19 protein-coding genes are annotated in these 21158 nt (G+C 40.9%); 10 read left to right on the forward strand and 9 right to left on the reverse strand.

Annotated features, from left to right (window positions below; translation table 11 throughout):
• Positions 1 to 656: 656 nt before the first annotated feature.
• Positions 657 to 1412: a PPC domain-containing protein gene (locus V7L31_RS14250; protein ID WP_334696830.1), complete on the forward strand. Its 756-nt coding sequence runs from the start codon at positions 657 to 659 to the stop codon at positions 1410 to 1412.
• Positions 1413 to 1624: 212 nt separating this feature from the next.
• Here the strand turns inward: V7L31_RS14250 and V7L31_RS14255 are convergent, their stop codons facing one another.
• Positions 1625 to 1765, reverse strand: coding sequence for a hypothetical protein (locus V7L31_RS14255; protein ID WP_334696831.1), 141 nt, complete (start codon positions 1763 to 1765; stop codon positions 1625 to 1627).
• A 22-nt stretch (positions 1766 to 1787) separates the two neighbouring features.
• Here V7L31_RS14255 and V7L31_RS14260 point away from each other — a divergent pair, with 22 nt between their 5' ends.
• The 3 genes from V7L31_RS14260 to V7L31_RS14270 all read left to right on the forward strand — a co-directional run bounded on the left by V7L31_RS14260 (position 1788) and on the right by V7L31_RS14270 (position 7472).
• Positions 1788 to 2582 carry a peptidylprolyl isomerase gene (locus tag V7L31_RS14260; RefSeq protein ID WP_334696832.1) on the forward strand — a complete coding sequence of 265 codons (795 nt, stop codon included), beginning with the start codon at positions 1788 to 1790 and terminating at the stop codon, positions 2580 to 2582.
• A 286-nt stretch (positions 2583 to 2868) separates the two neighbouring features.
• Complete coding sequence (locus V7L31_RS14265; RefSeq protein ID WP_334696860.1) at positions 2869 to 5808, forward strand: peptidase domain-containing ABC transporter; 2940 nt, start codon at positions 2869 to 2871, stop codon at positions 5806 to 5808.
• A gap of 161 nt (positions 5809 to 5969) precedes the next feature.
• A complete protein-coding gene (locus tag V7L31_RS14270) occupies positions 5970 to 7472 on the forward strand; it encodes an HlyD family efflux transporter periplasmic adaptor subunit (protein ID WP_334696833.1) in 1503 nt (500 codons plus the stop codon).
• Between the two features lie 393 nt (positions 7473 to 7865).
• Here V7L31_RS14270 and V7L31_RS14275 read toward each other — a convergent pair whose 3' ends face one another.
• From V7L31_RS14275 to V7L31_RS14285, 3 genes are all read right to left on the reverse strand, one after another.
• Positions 7866 to 8924: a 3-deoxy-7-phosphoheptulonate synthase gene (locus tag V7L31_RS14275; protein WP_334696834.1), complete on the reverse strand. Its 1059-nt coding sequence runs from the start codon at positions 8922 to 8924 to the stop codon at positions 7866 to 7868.
• A 201-nt stretch (positions 8925 to 9125) separates the two neighbouring features.
• Positions 9126 to 10784 (reverse strand): alpha-amylase family glycosyl hydrolase, encoded by a 1659-nt coding sequence (locus V7L31_RS14280; protein WP_334696835.1) that lies wholly within the window; start codon positions 10782 to 10784, stop codon positions 9126 to 9128.
• A gap of 344 nt (positions 10785 to 11128) precedes the next feature.
• Positions 11129 to 11506 (reverse strand): DUF1823 family protein, encoded by a 378-nt coding sequence (locus tag V7L31_RS14285; protein ID WP_334696836.1) that lies wholly within the window; start codon positions 11504 to 11506, stop codon positions 11129 to 11131.
• A gap of 407 nt (positions 11507 to 11913) precedes the next feature.
• Between V7L31_RS14285 and V7L31_RS14290 the strand changes: the two genes are divergently transcribed.
• The 4 genes from V7L31_RS14290 to V7L31_RS14305 all read left to right on the forward strand — a co-directional run bounded on the left by V7L31_RS14290 (position 11914) and on the right by V7L31_RS14305 (position 14722).
• Entirely contained in the window at positions 11914 to 12216 is a 303-nt protein-coding gene (locus V7L31_RS14290) for an acylphosphatase (protein WP_334696837.1), read from the forward strand.
• An 88-nt stretch (positions 12217 to 12304) separates the two neighbouring features.
• A complete protein-coding gene (locus tag V7L31_RS14295; protein WP_334696838.1) occupies positions 12305 to 12433 on the forward strand; it encodes a hypothetical protein in 129 nt (42 codons plus the stop codon).
• A gap of 16 nt (positions 12434 to 12449) precedes the next feature.
• Positions 12450 to 13493 (forward strand): agmatinase SpeB, encoded by a 1044-nt coding sequence (gene speB / locus V7L31_RS14300; protein WP_334696839.1) that lies wholly within the window; start codon positions 12450 to 12452, stop codon positions 13491 to 13493.
• 320 nt (positions 13494 to 13813) lie between these two features.
• The gene (locus V7L31_RS14305; RefSeq protein ID WP_334696840.1) at positions 13814 to 14722 is read left to right on the forward strand and encodes a peptidoglycan-binding domain-containing protein; all 909 of its coding nucleotides are present in this window, start codon (positions 13814 to 13816) and stop codon (positions 14720 to 14722) included.
• Positions 14723 to 15318: 596 nt separating this feature from the next.
• Here the strand turns inward: V7L31_RS14305 and hemJ are convergent.
• The 4 genes from hemJ to psbQ all read right to left on the reverse strand — a co-directional run bounded on the left by hemJ (position 15319) and on the right by psbQ (position 18793).
• Complete coding sequence (hemJ, locus tag V7L31_RS14310) at positions 15319 to 15900, reverse strand: protoporphyrinogen oxidase HemJ (RefSeq protein ID WP_334696841.1); 582 nt, start codon at positions 15898 to 15900, stop codon at positions 15319 to 15321.
• A 263-nt stretch (positions 15901 to 16163) separates the two neighbouring features.
• Complete coding sequence (locus V7L31_RS14315; RefSeq protein WP_334696842.1) at positions 16164 to 17015, reverse strand: alpha/beta fold hydrolase; 852 nt, start codon at positions 17013 to 17015, stop codon at positions 16164 to 16166.
• 144 nt (positions 17016 to 17159) lie between these two features.
• The gene (locus V7L31_RS14320; protein ID WP_334696843.1) at positions 17160 to 18263 is read right to left on the reverse strand and encodes an NAD(P)/FAD-dependent oxidoreductase; all 1104 of its coding nucleotides are present in this window, start codon (positions 18261 to 18263) and stop codon (positions 17160 to 17162) included.
• 74 nt (positions 18264 to 18337) lie between these two features.
• On the reverse strand, positions 18338 to 18793 hold the full coding sequence (psbQ, locus tag V7L31_RS14325) for a photosystem II protein PsbQ (protein ID WP_334696844.1): 456 nt from the start codon (positions 18791 to 18793) through the stop codon (positions 18338 to 18340).
• A gap of 362 nt (positions 18794 to 19155) precedes the next feature.
• Here psbQ and V7L31_RS14330 point away from each other — a divergent pair, with 362 nt between their 5' ends.
• Both V7L31_RS14330 and V7L31_RS14335 read left to right on the forward strand, forming a co-directional pair.
• On the forward strand, positions 19156 to 19584 hold the full coding sequence (locus V7L31_RS14330; protein ID WP_334696845.1) for a hypothetical protein: 429 nt from the start codon (positions 19156 to 19158) through the stop codon (positions 19582 to 19584).
• Positions 19585 to 19831: 247 nt separating this feature from the next.
• Entirely contained in the window at positions 19832 to 20470 is a 639-nt protein-coding gene (locus V7L31_RS14335; RefSeq protein ID WP_334696846.1) for a histidine phosphatase family protein, read from the forward strand.
• Between the two features lie 307 nt (positions 20471 to 20777).
• Here the strand turns inward: V7L31_RS14335 and V7L31_RS14340 are convergent, their stop codons facing one another.
• A complete protein-coding gene (locus V7L31_RS14340) occupies positions 20778 to 21128 on the reverse strand; it encodes a hypothetical protein (RefSeq protein WP_334696847.1) in 351 nt (116 codons plus the stop codon).
• Positions 21129 to 21158 lie beyond the last annotated feature (30 nt).

Consider the following 21158-nt stretch of genomic DNA (forward strand, 5'->3'; position numbering starts at 1 on the left):
AGAAACTTTTACCCCACCTGGGATGAAGCAATACAGGGGCATCTGAAAATATGCACTCAAGTTTTTAAACTCTCTCCCTAATTGTCTAGAGTGAAGATAGAGGGTTGAAAGTTTGGCTAATCCAAAGGCTACTCAGAATCGGCAGCAAAAAAAGCAATAAATTAATTAGAGCATTCATCGTCTCTTGACCGCAATTCCACAATAAGTTGTCGTTACTACTTTAAGGCTAATGAGTTGCGTAGACATAGCCCATCGTAGACATCGCATTCACAAAACTTTAAGCAAAAAAATTGTAGGTTGGGGAGCCACTGCGTTGAGTCAGCAGCTTACTAAATAAGACCTTTTATGACTAAATCATACAAAGCCCTGAGATTTTTTTTCAAACACCTAACTATTGAAGTCTTTTTCATGCTGTGTTTCTTGAAACAACAGCTTATTTTAGATTTATGGTTAAACAAAAGGTTCTGAACGCGACAAGCACAAAAGGAAACAGCTAAGGCTTGAATGCAAATAATAAAATTTTGTTCCCTTGTTTGCATAAAACCCTCAGCCACTCCAGTTAAGTAAATGTCAGTTCAAATCTGAAGGTTTACACCTTTAAAGATCACAAGATACCTGAATTTGACCAAACCCAATCAACATCTAAAGGAAAAATAATGAGTACTCAATTTCTTGGTACATTAGGTAGCTCGGCTCGTTCCTTCAATGGCTTCAATGTCAATGCAGGAGATCCCACAGATGTCTTTAAGTTCTCAATTGGCAGCACCAAAAACATCAATTTGTCTCTCAACAACATTACTGCTGGCGATGATGCTGATCTGACACTTTTTCGCGATGTTAACGGTAACGGTGTACTAGATGCTACTGACCGAGCATTTGGATTTGTTGCCAATTCTCGTAAGGGAGGTAACGTTGATGACTCCATTAACCTGAGAGCTAATGCAGGTACTTATTTTGCTGAAGTACAGCGCTATGCTCCAGGTAGTAACGGTGCTGTTTTTTATGATTTAGACTTGTCTGCAACTACACCCACTTCGACATCTGATTACAGCAATCTTCTGCCGAAGGAATTTGTAGTTGGTAATCTGACAAGTGATGTTACCCGTTTTGGTAATATCAATAACAATAACACAGCAGATGTTTACAGCTTCTCTTTAGGACTTTTTAAGGGTGTAAATATTAGCTTGACTGGACTTAGTGCCGATGCTGATATCCGACTGATTCGGGACTCTAACAATAATCAGATTGCCGATCCTGGAGAAGAAGTTGCACGCTCTATTAGGGGTGGTAATACATCAGAATTAATTTCCAACATTACCCTATCTGGTAACTATTACTTGCAGGTCAATCAATTCATTGGTAGTACTCCCTATACTGTGACTTTCGATCAGTTCAACACCCCCTTTGCTTAAGTTTAGGCATTGGTAGTGGTGATTAGAACTTGAAAGTATTGTACGGCAATGCTTTCAAGGGTATGCAAATGGTGCAAGCGGCAGAGAATCATACCTGAACTTTGCCGCTTTTATTCCCCATTCTAGTTGAAGAAGAATTCAGAATTCAGGAGTCACAATAAAGACGTGACGCTCGAATGTTTTTACTACTTCACCACCTCTTTTGCTTAAGTTTAAGCATCAGAAGTGGCGAGTAGTACTTGAAAGTATTGTACGGCAATGCTTTCAAGGGTATGCAAATGATGCAAACGGTAGATAGTTAAAACTAAGCTTACCGCTTCATGGCGAATATTATAGCTGCACTTGTCAAACATTTCAACAAACTAGTATTCAATTATGACGACAGCTTTAAAAATAGGGGATGTTCACGAAGGGCAAAGTTGCAGCACCCCTTTACCTACAGAAATTATTCCCTTTTTAGCTAGTTACAACCTGATTCCGCAATTGTTGTCTCAGAGTATTATCGAATCTGCGATCGCACCCATCATCTGCACAAGGGCAGAGATATCTCATGCACTAGAGCAATTTTATCAGCATTGGGATTTGACAACCCAGCAAAAAATCCAAGATTGGTGCTTACGTTACGGTTTGAATCAAAAACAATTAGAACTTTTTGCAACTCGCAAGCTGAGAGTAGAAAAGTTCAAACAAGCGACTTGGGGACATCAACTAGAATCTTATTTTCTCAAATACAAAAGACATTTTGATAAAGTTATTTATTCTTTGATTCGCACTGAACACCGAGGAACTGCTAACGAATTATTCTTCCGCATTAACGAAGGAGAACAGTCATTTCCTGAACTGGCACGTGAATATTCACAAGGGCCAGAAGCTCATACAAATGGCATCGTCGGCCCAGTGGAACTTGGGGCTATCAACCCCAATTTCGCTCAGTTACTTTCCACAAGTCAAGAGGGTGTAGTTCAAGCACCTGTAGCCTTTGGCGACTCATGGATAATTGTACGTGTGGAAAAGTTTCTCGCCGCCCAGTTGGACGATTTTATGCGCCAACGATTGCTGCAAGAAAATTTTGAAAAATGGTTTCAACAGCAACTTAGTCAACTTTCACCAGAAGAAAAAATCTGGATGGGAATCAATACTAAACCAGCACAAACGGAAGAAGCTGCATAGAGTAAAGAGCAAATAAAAGGAGTCAGAATTCAGAATTCTCTACCCCTGTACCCTTACAGGGAAGCAAGCTACGCGCAGCGTCCGTAGGGAAGGGATATTTTAACTTTTGAAAAAATTTAATACCAGTTTCGCCTACAAGGGGCGTTACGCGCTAGCGTCTCTAAGAGTTGTACGGTTTTAAACCAATATTTATTACCCAGTTGTACAGAATTCATACTGAATTCTGACTCCTGAGTTCTGAATTCTTCTTATAAAAAAGAGAAATTAATAAAATGGGTGCAGAATGATGACAAATACAACGGTTGATATTCAAGATTTTCTTGCTGATTTATTTCCTTTTAGTTATCTGTCACCAAATGTTTTAGAAAATTTGCTCAACAATGTGCAATTCTTCCGCTACCGCATCGGTCAGGTAATAGTAGCACGGGAAGCTATGCCTGATAAAATTAGCATTATTTACCAAGGACAAGCACGTTTATTAAGTTATAATTCCCAAACACCAAATCCGGCGACACTGAAGTTACTCTCATCAGGAGAGGTTTTGGGTTGGGTAAGTCATGTACGGGGTATGGCGTGTGAAACTGCGATCGCTTCTACTGAAGTTATCACCCTCAATCTACCCATTGCGAGTTTTCTGGCGTTACTCAAGCAGGAAGAGAGTTTTGTCCAAGCATTGCAAAATAAAATTACTCTTTTAGAAGTCTACGAATTACTCACCGAAGAACTCAGCCGTCGCGCAGATGGTAGCAAGAATTTAGTTAAGCTTGCCCAGACTGCAACTGAAGCTGCTATCATCCAAACAATCCCTGCACGCAAAGCTTTTCACCAGCAGTTAGATTCAGATTTTTTGTGGTTAGTCAGCAGTAATTTTGATCCTGAGTTCCCCGTAGGGAGTCGCTTAGAGTTAGATAATATCAATCCCAAGCTGAAATTTAATACAAATATGCGTTTGGTGGGATTACCCAAGTCAATATTTGCAGATAATCTCGCCCTTACACCAAAAACATTTTTACCCGCAGAGATTCCCTACGCCTCAGAAATTATTGTCACAGAAGAACCAGTAACCAAAGGCAAACAAAAGAAATATCCTTATATCCGGGGTAGAGGGCCGCTAGATGCTTCCCTAGCTTGCTTCCAAATGTTGAGCCAATACTTTAATATCCCCTTACGTCGAGATACACTGCAACGGGTGTTGACAAAGCAGCAGGAACTTAAAGGCGTTATATCTCTGCAATTTTGCGCCGCAGCTGCCGAGTTGATGGGGTTAACAACACAGCTGGTAAAAGTTCCCGCCACCGCAGTCGGCCACTTACAACTACCAGTAATGATTGCTTGGCAAGATAGTTTTGCCATCATTTATAAAAATAGTAATCAAGAGTTACTAATTGCTGTTCCAGAGATGGGACTATTGCGCTACAAATTACGAGACTTTGCCGAAAATTGGGGGGCTGAAGGAGAAGTCCTGCTGTTACAAACTACCAAAAATACTCCCCAAGCAAGGTTTAGTTTAAGTTGGTTTATACCTTCACTACAACGCTATCGCAAAGTATTAATTGAAGTCCTAATTGCTTCTATTGTTATTCAACTATTTGGGCTGGTAAATCCTCTTGCCACACAGGTAATTATTGACAAAGTATTAGTTGGCAACAGTCCTGATACCTTAGAAGTTTTCGGCATCTTTTTGGTGGTAGTCGCAATCATTGAAGCAGTACTAACCAGTGTCCGCACTCATTTATTTACAGATACTACTAACCGAATTGACCTCGCTCTTGGTTCTGAGGTGATTAATCACCTGTTACGTCTGCCTTTATCTTATTTTGAACGCCGTCCTGTAGGGGAATTGGCGACACGAATTCACGAATTAGAAAACATCCGTTCTTTCTTAACTGGTACAGCCCTTACTGTGGTGATGGATGCGGTATTTTCTGTAGTCTACATTGTGGTGATGGCGATTTATAGCCCAGTGTTGACATTAGTTGCTTTGGCAACAGTACCACTGTTTGGCTTGCTTAACTTGATGGTATCCCCTTTGATGCGGCGACAATTGCAAGAGAAAGCAGAATGTAATGCCGAGACGCAATCTTATCTCGTGGAAGTGATGGGGGGAATCCAGACAGTCAAGGCGCAAAATTTAGAAATGCGATCGCGTTGGCAATGGCAAGAACGCTATGCTCGTTATATTAGCGCTGGTTTCAAAACAGTCTCTACCCAAACTACCGCTAGTTCTATAAGCAATTTCCTCAACAAATTTTCCAGTATGTTAGTGCTGTGGGTGGGAGCTTTTCTCGTCCTCAATCAGCAACTTACCTTGGGACAACTTATCGCTTTCCGTATCCTTGCTGGTTATGTCACCAGTCCCTTGTTGCGCCTAATGCAACTTTGGCAGAACTTCCAAGAAACTGCTCTATCTCTGCAACGCCTGGCTGATATTTTAGACGCTCCCCAAGAAACAGAAATCGGCAACTCTCAAAACATCCTCATGCCCAGTATTCAAGGTCATGTCCGCTTTGAAAATCTCAGCTTCAGTTTCCGCGAAAATGGGCCGATGCAACTATGTAATATTAATTTAGATTTTCCTGCTGGCTGCTTTATCGGCATTGTTGGTCAAAGTGGTTCCGGTAAAAGTACATTACTAAAATTATTACCCCGACTTTACGAACCCAAGTCCGGCAAAATCTTGATTGATAGCTACGACATCAATAAAGTTGAACTCTATTCTTTACGCCGTCAAATTGGCATGGTATTACAAGATACTCTCCTGTTTGATGGAACAGTCCGCGAAAATATTGCCTTGGGGTATCCTGATGCTACCGATGAGGAAATTATTGGTGCCGCCAAAATAGCTTATGCCCACGACTTTATTATGTCTTTACCCAGTGGCTATAACACTCGTGTAGGCGAGCGAGGTTCAGGATTGTCTGGGGGACAACGCCAACGAGTTGCGATCGCTCGTACAGTCCTGCAAAATCCGCAATTACTGGTCCTTGATGAAGCTACCAGTGCTTTAGATTACAATGCTGAAGGTCAAGTCTGCCGCAACTTGGCAACAGCTTTTCAAGGCAAAACAGTATTTTTCATTACCCACCGCCTCAGCACAATTCGCCATGCAGATGTCATTTTGATGATGGATCAAGGTGCTGTAGTAGAACAGGGTACTCATGAACAATTGATGGCGCTTAAAGGTTATTACTACTGTCTATATCAGCAACAAGAAACACAAATTTAATGCTCAGTGCTGTTAGCACTCTGAGTGCTGAGTAATGAGTAATGAGTAATGAGTAATGAGTAGTGAGTTATGGAGATGAAAGAGATATAACTCTTGCCCCCTACTCCCTGCCCCCTGCCCCCTGCCTCCTTCCCCCTGCCCAATTCCCCACTTAATTAATTATGAATATTCAATACAAATTCGATCAACCAGTACTTTTACAACAGACTCCTGGTTGGTCACGAGCGATCGCCTGGACTATTATTGGAGTTAGCGCCTTTACAGTAATTTGGGCCTCTGTGTTCCAAATTGAAGAATCAATTCATGCTACTGGCAAGTTAGAACCGCAGGGTGCGGTGAAAGAAGTTCAGGCTCCAGTTAATGGTGTTGTCAAGGAACTTCTAATCAAAGATGGCCAGCAAGTCAAAAAAGGTGAAACACTTATTAGTCTGGAAAAAAGTACTTCTGAGGCAGAGGTAATTTCATTAAAGCAAAGTCGGGATGCTCAGTTGCTTTCCAAAAAGGCGCTAGAACAAGAAAATGACTTCTATCGTCGTCAGCTTCAAGGGGAAATATCACTACAAGAAGTAGCACAGCAAGCGGCTCTGTTGAAAATTAAACCAGAACTAGCCTTGTTGACCAAAAGTCGAGCCGCCATTGTTGCCGAAAACCAATTGTACCGGACACAGTTAAATGGTGCGACTGCTGGCAGTACTCTCACAACAGAGCAACAGTTACGCTTGCGAAATCGCCAAATAGAATTAAAATCGCGTTTAGCCACAGCTAGTTTAGAAACGGGACAGACGCAACAGCAATTTTTTCAGACTCAAGCGCAGTTAGCTAGTGCAAAAGAGTTGCTGGAAATTAATCAAAAAATCCTCCATAAGTTTGAACCTCTAGCGCAGCAGGGGGCTATCTCCGAGGTACAATACTTAAAACAACAGCAAGATGTCAGCAGTAAACAAGCTGAAGTGATTCGGTTGAATCGGGAACAGCAACGATTACAATTAGCGATCGCTCAGGCAAATGAAAAATTTCGCAATACTGCGGCAGTGTCTCAAGAAGAATTACTAGGTAAAATTACAGAGAACGACAAAAACATTGCCGGAATTGACAGCCAATTAACCAAGGTAATTGTAGATAATCAAAAACGCATCTATGAAATTAATAGTCAGATTGGAGAGTTTGATAGTAAGTTGGTTCAAGCTAAACAAACCCTGAGATATCAGAAAATTATTGCACCCGTAGATGGAACTGTTTTTGAACTCAAAGCCAAAACAGCAGGATTTGTAGTTAATTCCAGCGAACCGCTCTTAAAACTCGTTCCTAGTGATAACTTAGTTGCGAAAGTATACATTACCAACCGCGACATCGGCTTTGTCAAAGAAGGGCAACAAGTGGATGTGAGAATTGATTCCTTTCCCTTCCAAGAGTATGGTGATATCAAAGGCGAACTAATTGAGATAGGCTCTGATGCCCTACCTCCAGACCAAGTTTATAATTTCTGGCGTTTTTCAGCAAAAGTCCGCCTACATGGGCAGAAATTACTGATTAATCAGCGTCAAATTCCATTGCAATCAGGGATGTCTATCAATGCTAATGTGAAATTACGTAAGCGCACCATTATGAGTATCTTCACTGATTTCTTAGTGGAGAAAACTGAAAGCTTAAAGTCCCTCCGCTAAACAAAAGGTGTTAAGGTTGCGACTAGAGAGAGCAAGAGTTTAAGGGACTTCCAAATAAAAAATACCCAATTAACTCTTGTGGGGTGGGCATCTTGCCCGCCCAGTTGATATGGCGGGCAAGATGCCCACCCTACAATATTGGATAATTTATTTCTTGGAGTTCCCTGAGACAAGAATACTGAATTTTGGTTCAGCACTACCACGTCAGTAGCGTATTCGACCCCTTCATTGGTGTCAACTTAAGCTAAAAACCTCTTCAAATCTCGTTTACAGCCTCCGGCTGGAAATGCTGCTCCTGGTGGCTCTGCCGCCAGTAAGAGAGGCGGAGCCTCAACGACGGGCATTCCCAGTCTCAGACTGGGAACGAGGGAATTCCCCTGCCTCTTGCTTCCTTCAATTAAGTTTTTCGTGAGCAGCCAAAATAATTTCTTCGGTTTCTTCCCAACCAATGCATTTGTCAGTTACAGAAACACCATACTTTAATTCTTCTTGTTTACCAGTAATTGGTTGGCCGCCTTCATACAAATGCGATTCCAACATCATGCCAACAATTGATGTATTCCCATCCACTATTTGCTGAATAATATTCTCTAACACAGCACCTTGTAATTTATAATCTTTATTGCTATTGCCGTGGCTACAGTCGATCACAATTCTTGGTGGTAAATTCGCCTGTTTTAATTTCTCTTCTACTAGTTTGACATTTACTGGATCAAAATTGGGTTGACTACCACCCCTTAAAATTACATGACCGTAGCTATTACCTTTAGTTTTAAAGACACTAACCTGTCCATTTTGATTAATTCCCAGAAAATTATGCGGATTTCCAGCTGATTGGAGAGCATTCAATGCTACTTGAATATTACCGTCAGTACCGTTTTTAAACCCTACAGGCATCGAAAGCCCACTTGCCATTTCGCGGTGAGTTTGTGATTCGGTTGTGCGTGCCCCAATGGCAGACCATGTAATCAGTTCACTAATATATTGAGGTATAATTGGATCTAGCGCTTCTGTGCCAGCAGGTAATCCCAACTCTGTAATTTTTAATAATAGATCCCGCGCAATCAATAAACCATTCTCTACATGGAAAGAATCATCCATATCTGGATCGTTAATTAATCCTTTCCAGCCTACGGTTGTTCTTGGTTTCTCAAAGTAAACTCGCATAATTAATAGCAGTTTATCTTGAACTCGATCGGATAATATTTTCAGCCTTTCAGAATATTCAAGCGCTGCTTTTGGATCGTGAATTGAGCATGGGCCAACTACTATAAACTTTCGCCGATCTTGAAAATCCAGAATATCTTCTATTTCTTGCCTATATCCTAAAACTCTTTGTTCGGCTAATCGTGTTAAAGGTAATTTTGATTTAATTTCATTGGGAGTTAATAAAATGCGATCGTTCTCAATGTTAGCGTTATCGATATTGCTATTAAATAACTTGTTGTGCATGGGGATGCTTTGGCCATTCTATATACGCACTTCAACTCAAAAGTGTAACACAAACCTATGAAATTTTAAAACAGCTTATTTTTCACTTGACAAATTTGTAATTAGGCTGTAGATAAATTAAAATAATAACTAAAAAAGGGGAAATATCTTTCCCCTTTTTATTTTGCTATTAGACTACTGACTCAGTGGTAGTGTATATCATTACTGCCATACAAACACTTTAGCTTCGTATGGGCCCAAGTCTGTGATGATGCCATCATCACCAGCTTCGACATCATAATTGGCTGTCCACTCGTGCCATGTACCAGCACTTGGAAAGTTAGGAACATGATAACCAGCTAGGAAGTTTTCTGAGAAATTTGCTATTACAACTACACGAGAACCTTCATCATTCCAGCGAGTATAAGCTAATACTTTCGCCTCGGCATTTTCGTGGATAAAATCAACATTTTCTGTGTAAAGAGCGTGATTACTTTTACGCAGGTTGGTTAGCCCTTTGTAGGATTCAAATAAACTCCGATTTAAATCATTCCCTAACAGTGTCCAATCGATTTTCGATGATTCGGGTTGTTTAGGTTTATACTCACCAAATTCCTCTCCCATCCAAATCAGAGGTACGCCCACAGCAGTCATTAGGATGGCTACTCCTAATTTAGCCCGTCTAAAGGCTTCTTCGTCAAAAATCTCACGGTTCCCTAATTCAACCATGATATGGTTATGGTCGTGGTTGGTGAGGTAATTTACTACATTCGTAGCACCCAGAAAGCCTTGGCGCTTGCAGTCAATGACATCTTTTAGACGCTCTAAATCAAATGTATCACCGCAGATATGTTCTAGAATGCAATGATAAAAACTGTCGTGCCAGCAACCATCCATTGGCCCATCAAGATTGGTAATGCTGGGAGTTTCAGGAATGTGTTCAGCAACATTATAAAAAGGCTTCGCGCCAGCAGTTTTTTTGGCTTCCTCAACAATCCAGTGCATGAAATCGTAGTTAGCAATTTGCCGCGCCGCATCATAGCGAATACCATCCAGGTGATACTCTTGAATCCAAAAACGGATTGTCTCACCAATAAATTTCCAGGCTGGCTTAATATCTAATTTTTCATCATAATGTTCGTAATTAAACTCAGGCCCCCAATTATTATCAGGGTCACGAGGTTCGTGATGATACCAATAATCGTGGTCAATTTGTGTTAAGGGGGCAGATGCTTCTGAGTGGTTGTAAATACCGTCAAGAATTACACGAATACCTTTAGCATGACACTCATCAATCAAATTTTTCAACTCAGCAGTCGAACCATAACTTGATTCTGTAGCAAAAAAGTGACGTGGGTTATAACCCCAACTATAATCACCAGGATATTCTTTAAGTGGCATCAACTCAATAGCATTGATTCCTAGTTCACACAAATAATCTAACTTTTCAACGACGTGTTTATACTTACCTCGTGCATAAGGATCATCCTCACCACCAGAAAAGTCACCGACGTGTAATTCATAAATTACTAATTCGTGGTCAGCAGGTAAAGGCTTATCATCATGTTGCCAAATGTATGTATCGGTAATCCTTTTGCCATCTTTGATGTGGATAACACCATCATCTTTTCCACTCAGTTCATCTACATCAGTTGCACAGGGATCTGTGACATCAACCCATTGTTCTGGTTCAAGAAACCATGAATTTGACTGAACGCGGAATTTATATTTATAAACGCCATCTTTTAGTTCAACACTTGTGCGGAAATAACCATCATCACCTCTTTCCATTGGAATTTCTTGCCAATCAGAAAAAGAACCAATTAATGCTGCTCCTTTGTTGTAAGGTGCAAATAAATTAAATTCAATTGGCTTTGTCATATAAGTGTTTGTAATATCAAGAGTTGATATAAATATTTTCTGATAATCAATTGACTTTGCAAATCGCTCTAGAGAAATAATTAGATAAGTTCTGCTTCTATCTTCAGGAAGAATTAATAAATATTTTATAAAACCTAACTGTATTTTTTTGATTTTTGCCTATTTATATCATTTATTAATTGAATAATATCCAGATTTTCCGTAATCTCAATGTTCTCTATAAAACTAACTTTTTAAATAATCAGTGTATAAAAATACAAGAAGTCACTAGTTTTTTATTAAATTAAAATACAGTAGATATTCGGTAAAATAGGATGTTTTTTACCAAATATCTCCCGTTCAGATTACTCTATTTTACCGTGAGTTTTTTGCAAATAACTTAATAACCAATTTGCTGCTGTTGCTCTGCGAGTTTGTCGAGGGCCAAATTCACCAATTTTGTAACCTTTAAAGCCCAGCTTCTCTTTGAGCATTTGTTTATTTTCAGCGGGAATGGAACGAGTTAGCTTAACTGTTGCAGGGCGAGATTCAATGAAATCTGGTGGTTGTGGGTACTCATTCTGCCATTCTGCTGCAACTTGGCTAGTGTCCCATTGTGCAATTGAGGTGTCATAGCGATAGCCTAAATAATGCCATAGCAACTGGTTGACTGTGGCATCATCAAGTTTTTCGTCAAGAATTGCCCAAATTGTTTCTGTATTGAGTGGTGGCAGGTTAGACATAAACAATTCAAAATTCTAAGTTGAACTAGGGATTAGGGATTGGAAAGATTTGAATGGGATTCAGACTCCCAGGCAAATGTTAAGGGACTTCCAGTAAAAAAATATCCCATCCCCACAGGACGCCGCAATGTCAGTGAACACGTTATATTATGTCCGACTAAATACTTGTTATTACGTTCGCCCCTGACGTTCCCGTTGGCGCAGCCTCTCCAAGAGTTGGGTACGCAGCGAGAGCGGAGTGAAGTAATCGTAATGATTCTGTGATTGCTTCGTTCCACTGGCAATGACATATCATAAGTGATTAAGTGGACATTATATATTACTCCGAGAGACGTTCGGCGATCGCAATAAATTTTCGGAGATGTCTATTAATAGGTAGACTGGAAATGTAAAGATTAGACCAGTCTATGCAGAATTCCACAGCACTACCAAAGATCATCCGCGCTCATGTATTCATTACTGGCCGAGTCCAAGGTGTGGGCTATCGCTACGCCACTGTGGATACAGCTAGACAGTTGGGATTAACTGGTTGGGTGCGGAATCTCCCTGATAATCGAGTAGAGGCCGTTTTTGAAGGGGCGCGAGAGGTTGTAGATAATATGGTTCGCTGGTGTCACTCTGGGCCACCTGCTGCTGTGGTGAAAGATGTTGTGGTTGAGTATGAAGTACCCGAAGGGTTACGGGGATTTGAAGTTAAGCGAGTTAATTAGGGAGTTAACAGCTAAGGGACTTCCAAATAAAATATGCAATTAACTCTTGTGGGGTGGGCGACACGATAGCCATACAGACTGGGCGTTCATGTTGCCCACCCCACAATATTGGATAATTTATTTCTTGGAGTTAACAGCTAACCGTAGTTTACCGCCTGTGGAAAATTTTGATTACAATGCAGATGTCCACTTGGCGGCGTGCTGTCTATCTACATAAATCCAGAAGATATCCAATGAGTAATCAATTAAAAGACTACAATCCCAGCGGCGTAGGTGAAATAAATGGCAACCTCTTAGGTTTACCCTGCGATTATGAGTCTGCAAACTTGATTGTCTTTGGTGTGCCGTGGGAAGTCACTGTTTCATACGGTGCTGGTACTGCTAATGGCCCACAGCGAATTCTAGATGCTTCAACTCAACTGGATTTGTTCGATTTTGATAACCCTGATGGTTGGAAGCAAGGAATTTTCATGGTGGAAATTCCCCAGGATATTTTAGAGAAGAATAGATACTACCGCACCTTGGCAGCAAAAATTATTGAGCGATTAGCCCAAGGGAAGTCACTCTCTGATACGCCAGATTTAATGCCTGTCTTGACAGAAATTAATCAGGCTGGCCAACAAGTTAATCAATGGCTGTTTGAAAATTGTCAAGAAGCAATTAATAATGGTAAGCAAGTTGCAGTCATTGGTGGAGATCACAGTTCGCCTTTAGGTTATTTCCAAGCATTAGCGGCTAACTACGCCAACTATGGTATTTTACATATTGATGCCCACGCAGATTTACGCGATGCTTATGAGGGATTTGAGTTTTCTCATGCGTCGATTATGTTTAATGCGATGAAAATACCGCAAATTTCTAAGCTGGTACAGGTGGGTTTGCGTGATATTAGTCATGATGAAGTGCAAATGATTGACCAATCTAGCGATCGCATTATCGCTTATTACGACCCAGCCATCAAGCAAAAGCTTTACTCTGGACAAACTTGGATTGATTTATGCCGAGAAATTATCAGTCATTTACCTGAGTATGTTTACATTAGCTTTGATGTCGATGGTTTAGATCCAAAACTCTGCCCAAGTACAGGTACTCCTGTTCCAGGTGGGTTGGAATTAGAGCAAACTTTTTGTCTATTTCGGGAATTGGTCAATAGTGGGAGAAAAATTATTGGCTTTGATATCTGCGAAGTTGGTGATGCTGAGTGGGATGGTAATGTTGGGGCGCGGATAGTTTACAAGCTGGCAAATTTGATGGATTTATCTCAACGGAAGATATAAAAAGAAATCAGAATTCTGATTTCAGAATTGGTGAATATTCCATAAATTGGTGACACGAAAAAGTTTTTGCCAAAAAACTAGGATTTTTGTTCTCCAAGGAGAACAAAGTTCTGAATTTTGGATAAAGTTGAGTTAAAGCAATACTCATTATCAAATTTATTTTAATTAAAATTACTGATAAAAGACATTTATTCAATGTTAAATCATAAAGTAATATAAAAATTTTGGTAGAGAATTTTGGTCAAGAGTATAATTCAAGACATCATAAATTATTTTTATGATGTTTATACTTAGCTATAAGTAAATCAAACAGGTGCAATATGAAACTACAAGATTTTTTGGGAAAAGATGATAAATGGGGATTCGATGCGATCGCAGAAGATGCAGACTTATCTCGTCAGATTCAGGTATTGTTAATTGGTTTAGGTTTGCTAGAACCTCCAGCCGATGGGAAGTTTGGCCCTGTTTCTGTGATAGCTATCAAAAAATTTCAAGAATTAACAAAGACTGGAGAGAGTGGTTTTTTAGGAGCAGTCACAGCCAAAGAACTGATTGAAACTAAACTAGACGATCTTCCTAAACCCCCTTTAAAACTTGGTAATGACATTGCCAGCAGGATTGTAAAATACTTGCAATCTAAAGATTATCAGGTATTCACCAATCCCAAAGAATACAACATTGTTTATATAGAGGGTATAAATGGAGACTGGACTCTCAACAATGATGCACCTAATGAATTTAACGATCGGCGGATTGTTATTGAAGTCGTAAATGGTGTTCCCAAAATTGTAGATCATTGGGAAGCCACTACAGAACCAGGCAAGTACTACACTGAAAATCCGATGAATGCTAAAGGAGCAGCTAGGATTCAGTTTGGGCAATACAAAGCTTGGGCTGTTGGTATTCACGGCACAGCAGAACCTCACGAAGCGTTAGTGCAAGTTGGAGATATCACTGTCTGTAGAGATTTGAACAAGGATTTTAAACGCACTGGCGACAAGCTTGATACAGGTGATAATTTTTACGTGAATCAACACTACGGCTTTGATTTTCCCCGGAGTGATATTCGTCGTGCCAGTGCGGGTTGTTTAGTCGGACGTACTCGTGAGGGACATAGAGAGTTTATGGCGATTATTAAACAAGACCGTCGTTATGTTGCTAATGGCAAATATACTTTCTACACTAGCGTGATTCCTGGGGATGATTTACTCAAAACGTTTCCAGGATAGAAATAATAGGTAATTGGTAGCAGTTGTTGTTGTAAGCTAATGTACTTTTAATTTGCATAACTAGGGCGGGCAAGATGCCCACCCCACAAGAGTTTTAATTCTAGGTAATATGCAAGTTAAATGTCTAACAGCTTAATGCAACGTGTGTTGTGGGCGCACAACTGTCATAGGTGTCAACTTAAGGCCTGGCGAATAGAATGAGACTGTTGGTTAATTCACGGTGGGTTTGACCCCTAACCCCTAAAACATTGGTTTGGCGTTGCTTTCCCGCCCTGAAATAAATTTCGGGCTAATAGCTCAAGTCCGTTTCAACGGACTGAAATTAGAGTAATGAGGAATGATGGGTTAGACCCCTATTAATTCGCAAACAGTCTCATAGAATTGCCTGCGGCACACTGCGTTTAGCTTGCTTCTTTGCAGGAGTACGCGGCTACACTGGCATTGTCCGCCTCCACGGACTAAAGTCAAATTAAGTAAGGATTTGAAACCCACGCAGGGGGTTTTTGTTTGTATAGACGCGGTTTCTAACCGCCCGTTTCCCCTTAAGTTGACACCACTGCACAACTGTGAGCTTCTACCGTGAAAAGTAATTTTGTCTAACCTTGTTCTTGTGGTTGCCCTATCTGTGCCGTCAGCTTTTCTTTATCTTGCCTGCGTTTTTTGGCGTAAAGTTGAATAGTGACTGCCATCAAAATAATCATGGCGAAAATAGCCCAGGCAGCGATATCTGTCGGTAGATTATTTTTAAACACAGCCAGCAGGACGATCGCTACTAACATAACTGTAGGTGCTTCATTTAAAGCACGTAATTGCTGACCACTCCAGCGACATTCATCTACTGCTAATTTCTTCATCAGCCGAGCGCAGTAATGATGATAACCAATTAAAATAGCCACAAACAGCAGTTTGATGTGCAACCAACCCTCTTTTAAAATATCCGGTTCAGTGCTTACTAAACCGATGGCCATTGCGATCGTCACATACATTCCGGGGTTAGTAATGATAGAGTAAAGGCGCTTTTCCATAATTTGATACTGATTTTTCAGTATCGTTTGTGCTGGTTCAGGTTCTTCGTTCGCTTCAACGTGATAGATAAAAAGACGTACTAAGTAAAACAAACCAGCGAACCAAACTACAAATCCGACAATATGAAATGCTTTAAACCAGGAATAAGCCATAAATTCTAATCTCCTTTACTTGTAATGGTCATAAAAAGTAGTCAGGAGCCAGAATGGGCTACGCCCCGCAGCGCTAACAGAATTCAGAATATTAAGAGGACTTCTAACAAGAAAAAACATTTTAATTTTACCACTCAATCTTCTATCTAGTAGACTACAGTGATGATTTTGCACCCTCTACTAATTGATTCTGATTCCTGAATTCTGACTCCTGAATTCTGACATTCATTTTTATAATATCGATTTTTGCCAAAGCTATATTCTCAATGAGCATCTTTACGACGCACAAAGGGTAAAAGGTCTTCTAAAATCGCCTCGTGGTAGTGTTCTTGAGGATAATGTCCGACGTTATTAAGTTTTATTAATTCGGTATTTGGTACGGAATTGGCAAAGTTTTCGGCAATGTCTATAGGTAGCCAAGGGTCAATCATACCCCATTGAATCAGAATTGGCTGTTGCCATTCTTTAAAGCCAGATTGTATTTCTGTCATGGCGGAATCAAGCTGTAAGTTGCGAATACTTGACAATAGACTTCTACCAGATGAAGAGCTTTTTAAAAATGGTTTTCGATAAACATCTAAATCTTTATCTCCTATGCGATAACGGCTTCCACCTTCTAGCGTCCGATCAACTAATAGAGGGTCTTGGGTCATGACTTCACCAGCCAAAGGTAAACCCATTTGTTTAATTTTCCAGGGTAATTTAGCAGCAGTTGAAATTGGTGTATTTAAAATAGCTAAATTAGCAATTTGTTCTGGATGACGCAAGGCATATTGTAGCCCTACAGAACCTAAAAAACCTTGAACAACTAAAGAAAAATGTTCAAGTTCTAAAGCTCTAATAAATCCTTCTAAAGCTGTGATAAAAGCATCGGGAGTGTAAGCAAAATCTCGTTTTTCTGGTTTAGCAGAAAAGCCGTAACCAATCCAATCTGGCGCGATCGCTCTTGTCCCCTGATTCGCCAAAGCAGGTATAATATGACGCCAACTGTAACTTTGTGAAACTAAGCCATGTAGCAGCAACACAGGCGCTAAGTCACTTCTGCCGATTGGTAAAGATTCCCGATAAAACCATTCCAGTGAATCTACATTGATTTTATGTTCTTTTATTGACACGTTATTTTCCTATATTGGGCATTGGGAATTAGGCATTGGGCATTGGGCATTGGGTATGGGGCATTGGGCATGGGGCATTGTTTGTTATTCTTCTCTTGCTCCTCTGCCCCTCTGCTCCTCTGCTCCTCTGCCTCCCCTGCTCCCTCATCCCCCCATTCCCTGAGAAATAATCATCTCACGAATCGCATAAGCTGTAGCGGGTGCTAGTAAAACGCCGTTGCGATAGTGTCCGGTAGCTAGGAGGACGTTACTAAAGCCTGGTAACTTACCAATAATTGGGGCTGGACGACCTTCAGGGCGGGGGCGTAAGCCTGACCAGGTGCGAAAAATAGTTGCTGTGGCTAATTCTGGACAAAATGCGATCGCTTGTTCTCTAACAGATTCCAACAGTTCTTGATTGGGTGGTATATCATCGCCATTGCTGGGAAATTCCACTGTTGCGCCTATCCAATAATCTCCACCACCCACAGGAACAATATGGACATCATTACCCGTTATCGCTGGCTGGAAGTCGGGATTACCGAATGGATGCCCTACACGCACTTGCAACGCTTGCCCAAGTACGGGGCGAATGTCAATTATCTGATTTAATTTTGCCGTTAGTGGGGTTGAACCTAATCCTGCTGCAATTACAAACCAATCAGCAGCTATTTTTCCTTCTGTAGTTTCAAGTTGATGGCAAAATTCAGGTGTTGAGGTTGGGGCATCCAAAACAGTTACCCCAAATTTGAAAGTTACACCATTTTGCTGGGCAGCTTCAACTAAAGCTAATGTCAGGGCAGTTGGATCGATCTGGCGATCTTGGGGAGAATAGACAGCACCAGTAATTTTTTCGTGATTAATTTGAGGACAGATATTCTGGAGTTTAGCCGTGTCCCAAATTTCTAAATTCCAGCCTTGAGAGTGGCGAATTTCTACTAGTTTTTCCCATACTGACATCTCCTCCAGGGAGGAATCAGACAAAAGCATGAGAATTCCCTGACGATTAAAAGGAATTTTGCAGCCTGTTAAAGTTTCTAATTCAGGAATCAAGGTTTCATAGCGTTGGATGCTAGTTTGCCGCATCTGCCAAGCTTTGCCCTTAATTTTTTGGCTGATTGCGCCCATTAAAACGCCAAGTGCAGCCCCCGTGGAAGCTTGTGCTGGTGGTTGGCGATCGCAAACTGTGATTTTCAGTCCTTTTACTAGACTCAATTCGTAAGCGATCGCAGCCCCGACTACACCACAACCGATAATAACTACATTCATGACTTGTACTTAAAATGAGGAGTGAGAAGTTAGAAGTTAAAAATTTTTAATTCCTAACTCCTAACTCCTAACTCTTAACTTTTTTCTGTTTTCGGAAGCAGATCGAGGAATTTGTCAATCTCTGCGAAAGCAGCCTGGGATTGGTTCAAGGCAACTAGAGGATTCCCAGCACTAGTAGCTTTATCGAGTTTAACTAGGTCTTTAAAAAAATCTCGCGTTATTTGACGTGCCGTGGGTTGGTCTTTGGGTAGAAGGTTGGGAGTGACATAAGTCAGATTCAGCTTTGCTTCTGTTATGGGCCCATGTATAAAGTTACGCACATTGATCCAATCACCTTGTTTTATTAGAGTTGTCAACTCTTCTGAGCGATCGCGCACAGCCTGAATTTCAGGAACATAAGCCTGAATTTTTTCCAGTTGTACTGCTGTGTAAGTTGGAGGTGCGATCGCAACACCAGGGCCACCACAACTAATCAGAAATGTGGCCAATAATACTAGAAAAAACGAAAAAATCGAGCGTTGACGCACCATATATTCAACTTAATTGCTTTTGGTTTACCGATTCACAGTGTCATTTTAGATCGCTAGCGCAATAATTTATCGTTCTCATCAACTCAGGATTTTGCACAAACTCTTGATATTTTGTCTAAAAGGCAGAGTTCCATCTGCTTTTGAAGAATTTTTAAGTACAATTACTTAATAGGTGTTAGCCAGTCCCAACCAAAAGCAACTTTTGGCTTCTGTTAGTCACGAAAATTGTTAGGAAAAGATGATTTAGAGTTGCTAAATCTCAAAGCTCTTGATAAGCTGAAACACCAATCATATAAGCCTTCTGGCGGTTTTTCTGTCTTCACATCCTTGAAGATGCCGACGCGATATAGGAGTGTTTTTTAGTGAACGCAGCTGAACAGGCAACGAACCTTGAACTCGCCAGCAACATAGCTACGGTAGTTAATTTGTTCAAATTCGAGTTTCCTGATGCCAAATCCGATCTCAAACCCTGGAAAAATGACCCGGAAACCAGGGAGTTAGTCGATCCAGATTCTATAGATATTGGCTTTCACTTTCCTGGTATTAGCAAATCTTGGCGAAGTCGTAGCATTTTAATTCAAATCCGATTTTATCAAGATCCGATCAACAATTCCCGCCGTGCGATCGGCGTAGAGGTAGCTGGATTCGATCATCGTGGTGAAGCGTGGCGACTTTCGACGGTAGAAAACTGGAATGTTGTCGGCGCATCTTCGCCTTCTGGTGAAATTGCGGATAAGCTCAAACAAATTTGCCGACAGATTTTAGAAGTTTTTAATAAACCAAGTGAATGAATTACTCAGAAAGCTCTCAATCAGTTCAGTTTAGCTGTTTGAGAGATTCGCCAACGGTATCCGTATCCCGGCTCAAACTAGAGTACTTAGGTAAGCGAGAAAATTTATAACTATGTCATTACGAATTAGTTTGTGGTTGATTGACTTTTTTGGTTGATTACTTCGTCCTAGCGGCACAGACTCGATTCGGAGATTGATGGTAGTTTATCTTTGTACAAACTCCTTGATCCCAATCGCCATACAAGCTATGACACTCAATTTATATTTACTGCGACATGGAGAAACTACTTTTAGTCAAAGTGGTAATTTCTGCGGCGAAACTGATGCGGAGTTGACAACAGAGGGGATGCAGATGGCATCCGCTTTTGCCGATGCTTATCAACAATTGAAGTGGGAAGGGGTTTATGTTAGCCCGATGAAGCGTGCAATTGCAACTGCCAAGCCATTTTGTGATGCTATCGGTATGGATATGCAGTTGCGTGACGGACTTAGAGAAGGTAGTTACGGCGAATGGGAAACTAAGAGTAAATCGTTTGCCCAAGAAAATTACGCAGAAAACTATGTAAAATGGGTCACAGAGCCAGCTTGGAATGCACCACTAGGTGGAGAAACTGCGGTAGATATTGCTAACCGTTCTATGCCTGTAATTGCTGAAATTCAAGAAAAACATCCCCAAGGTAATGTTTTAGTAGTTTCCCATAAAGCCACGATTCGGATTCTGCTTTGCAGTTTACTGGGAATTGATTTAGGACGCTATCGCTATCGGGTGAATATTTTGGTCGCGTCGGTAAGTATGGTTAAATTTGACGTTAATGGCCCTTTGTTAGAAATATTAGGCGATCGCCATCATATACCCGATGGTATTCGCTCTCGTCCGGGAACATAAGCTGTTACGTATACAACTTGCATTATCAGGGCGGGCAAGATGCCCACCCCACAATTATATTGGAAAAATATTGGTGCAAATTAAAGGCGTAACAGCTTAATAGGCATCACTCGATTTTCAAGACAAGAGGAGTGCAATAGCGCTTTATGGCCTTGGCAGGCGATGGAGAAAGTTCAAGGACAGAATACAAAATCTCACCCTATCTTACAGGAGATAGGGTGATGGGAATGCGGCGCGATAAGCCTACGGCATAGCAACTCTTGGAGACGCTGCGCGATCGCTTACCGCACGAGTAAAAATTCAAATTTTAGTGATGAAGACGAGCTTGGCGTTCACGCAATTCACGAGCCTTTTGTTCACGAGCTTGACGTTCACGCAATTCACGAGCCTTTTGTTCACGAGCTTGACGTTCACGCAATTCACGAGCTTTTTGTTCACGAGCTTGGCGCTCACGTAATTCACGAGCTTTTTGTTCACGAACTTGCTGTTCATGCAGTTGACGTTCACGAATTAGTTTAGTGTTATTAAGAGCAATAGTATTAGTATTTAAATGCTCGTTGCGAAACTTGACTTCAGATGCATTAGCATGAGTTGAAACAGCAGCAATTGAAACAGAAGCTAATAAACCACCAAGAAGAATAGATTTTAAGCGGTTCATATATCCTTTAGTCCTTGTTTTTCTTAACTT

The sequence above is a fragment of the Nostoc sp. genome (genome assembly GCF_036916655.1).
In the GTDB taxonomy this organism is placed as follows: domain Bacteria; phylum Cyanobacteriota; class Cyanobacteriia; order Cyanobacteriales; family Nostocaceae; genus Nostoc.

Bases quoted from the DNA above. Each gene is read 5' to 3' on its own strand.
- V7L31_RS14260 (WP_334696832.1), top strand. From the start codon at position 1,788: ATGACGACAGCTTTAAAAATAGGGGATGTTCACGAAGGGCAAAGTTGC.
- hemJ (WP_334696841.1), bottom strand. From the start codon at position 15,900: ATGGCTTATTCCTGGTTTAAAGCATTTCATATTGTCGGATTTGTAGTT.
- V7L31_RS14320 (WP_334696843.1), bottom strand. From the start codon at position 18,263: ATGAATGTAGTTATTATCGGTTGTGGTGTAGTCGGGGCTGCGATCGCT.
- speB (WP_334696839.1), top strand. From the start codon at position 12,450: ATGAGTAATCAATTAAAAGACTACAATCCCAGCGGCGTAGGTGAAATA.
- V7L31_RS14255 (WP_334696831.1), bottom strand. From the start codon at position 1,765: ATGTTTGACAAGTGCAGCTATAATATTCGCCATGAAGCGGTAAGCTTA.
- psbQ (WP_334696844.1), bottom strand. From the start codon at position 18,793: ATGGTGCGTCAACGCTCGATTTTTTCGTTTTTTCTAGTATTATTGGCC.
- V7L31_RS14290 (WP_334696837.1), top strand. From the start codon at position 11,914: ATGCAGAATTCCACAGCACTACCAAAGATCATCCGCGCTCATGTATTC.
- V7L31_RS14340 (WP_334696847.1), bottom strand. From the start codon at position 21,128: ATGAACCGCTTAAAATCTATTCTTCTTGGTGGTTTATTAGCTTCTGTT.
- V7L31_RS14280 (WP_334696835.1), bottom strand. From the start codon at position 10,784: ATGACAAAGCCAATTGAATTTAATTTATTTGCACCTTACAACAAAGGA.
- V7L31_RS14270 (WP_334696833.1), top strand. From the start codon at position 5,970: ATGAATATTCAATACAAATTCGATCAACCAGTACTTTTACAACAGACT.
- V7L31_RS14335 (WP_334696846.1), top strand. From the start codon at position 19,832: ATGACACTCAATTTATATTTACTGCGACATGGAGAAACTACTTTTAGT.
- V7L31_RS14295 (WP_334696838.1), top strand. From the start codon at position 12,305: ATGTTGCCCACCCCACAATATTGGATAATTTATTTCTTGGAGTTAACA.
- V7L31_RS14265 (WP_334696860.1), top strand. From the start codon at position 2,869: ATGACAAATACAACGGTTGATATTCAAGATTTTCTTGCTGATTTATTT.
- V7L31_RS14305 (WP_334696840.1), top strand. From the start codon at position 13,814: ATGAAACTACAAGATTTTTTGGGAAAAGATGATAAATGGGGATTCGAT.
- V7L31_RS14250 (WP_334696830.1), top strand. From the start codon at position 657: ATGAGTACTCAATTTCTTGGTACATTAGGTAGCTCGGCTCGTTCCTTC.
- V7L31_RS14275 (WP_334696834.1), bottom strand. From the start codon at position 8,924: ATGCACAACAAGTTATTTAATAGCAATATCGATAACGCTAACATTGAG.
- V7L31_RS14285 (WP_334696836.1), bottom strand. From the start codon at position 11,506: ATGTCTAACCTGCCACCACTCAATACAGAAACAATTTGGGCAATTCTT.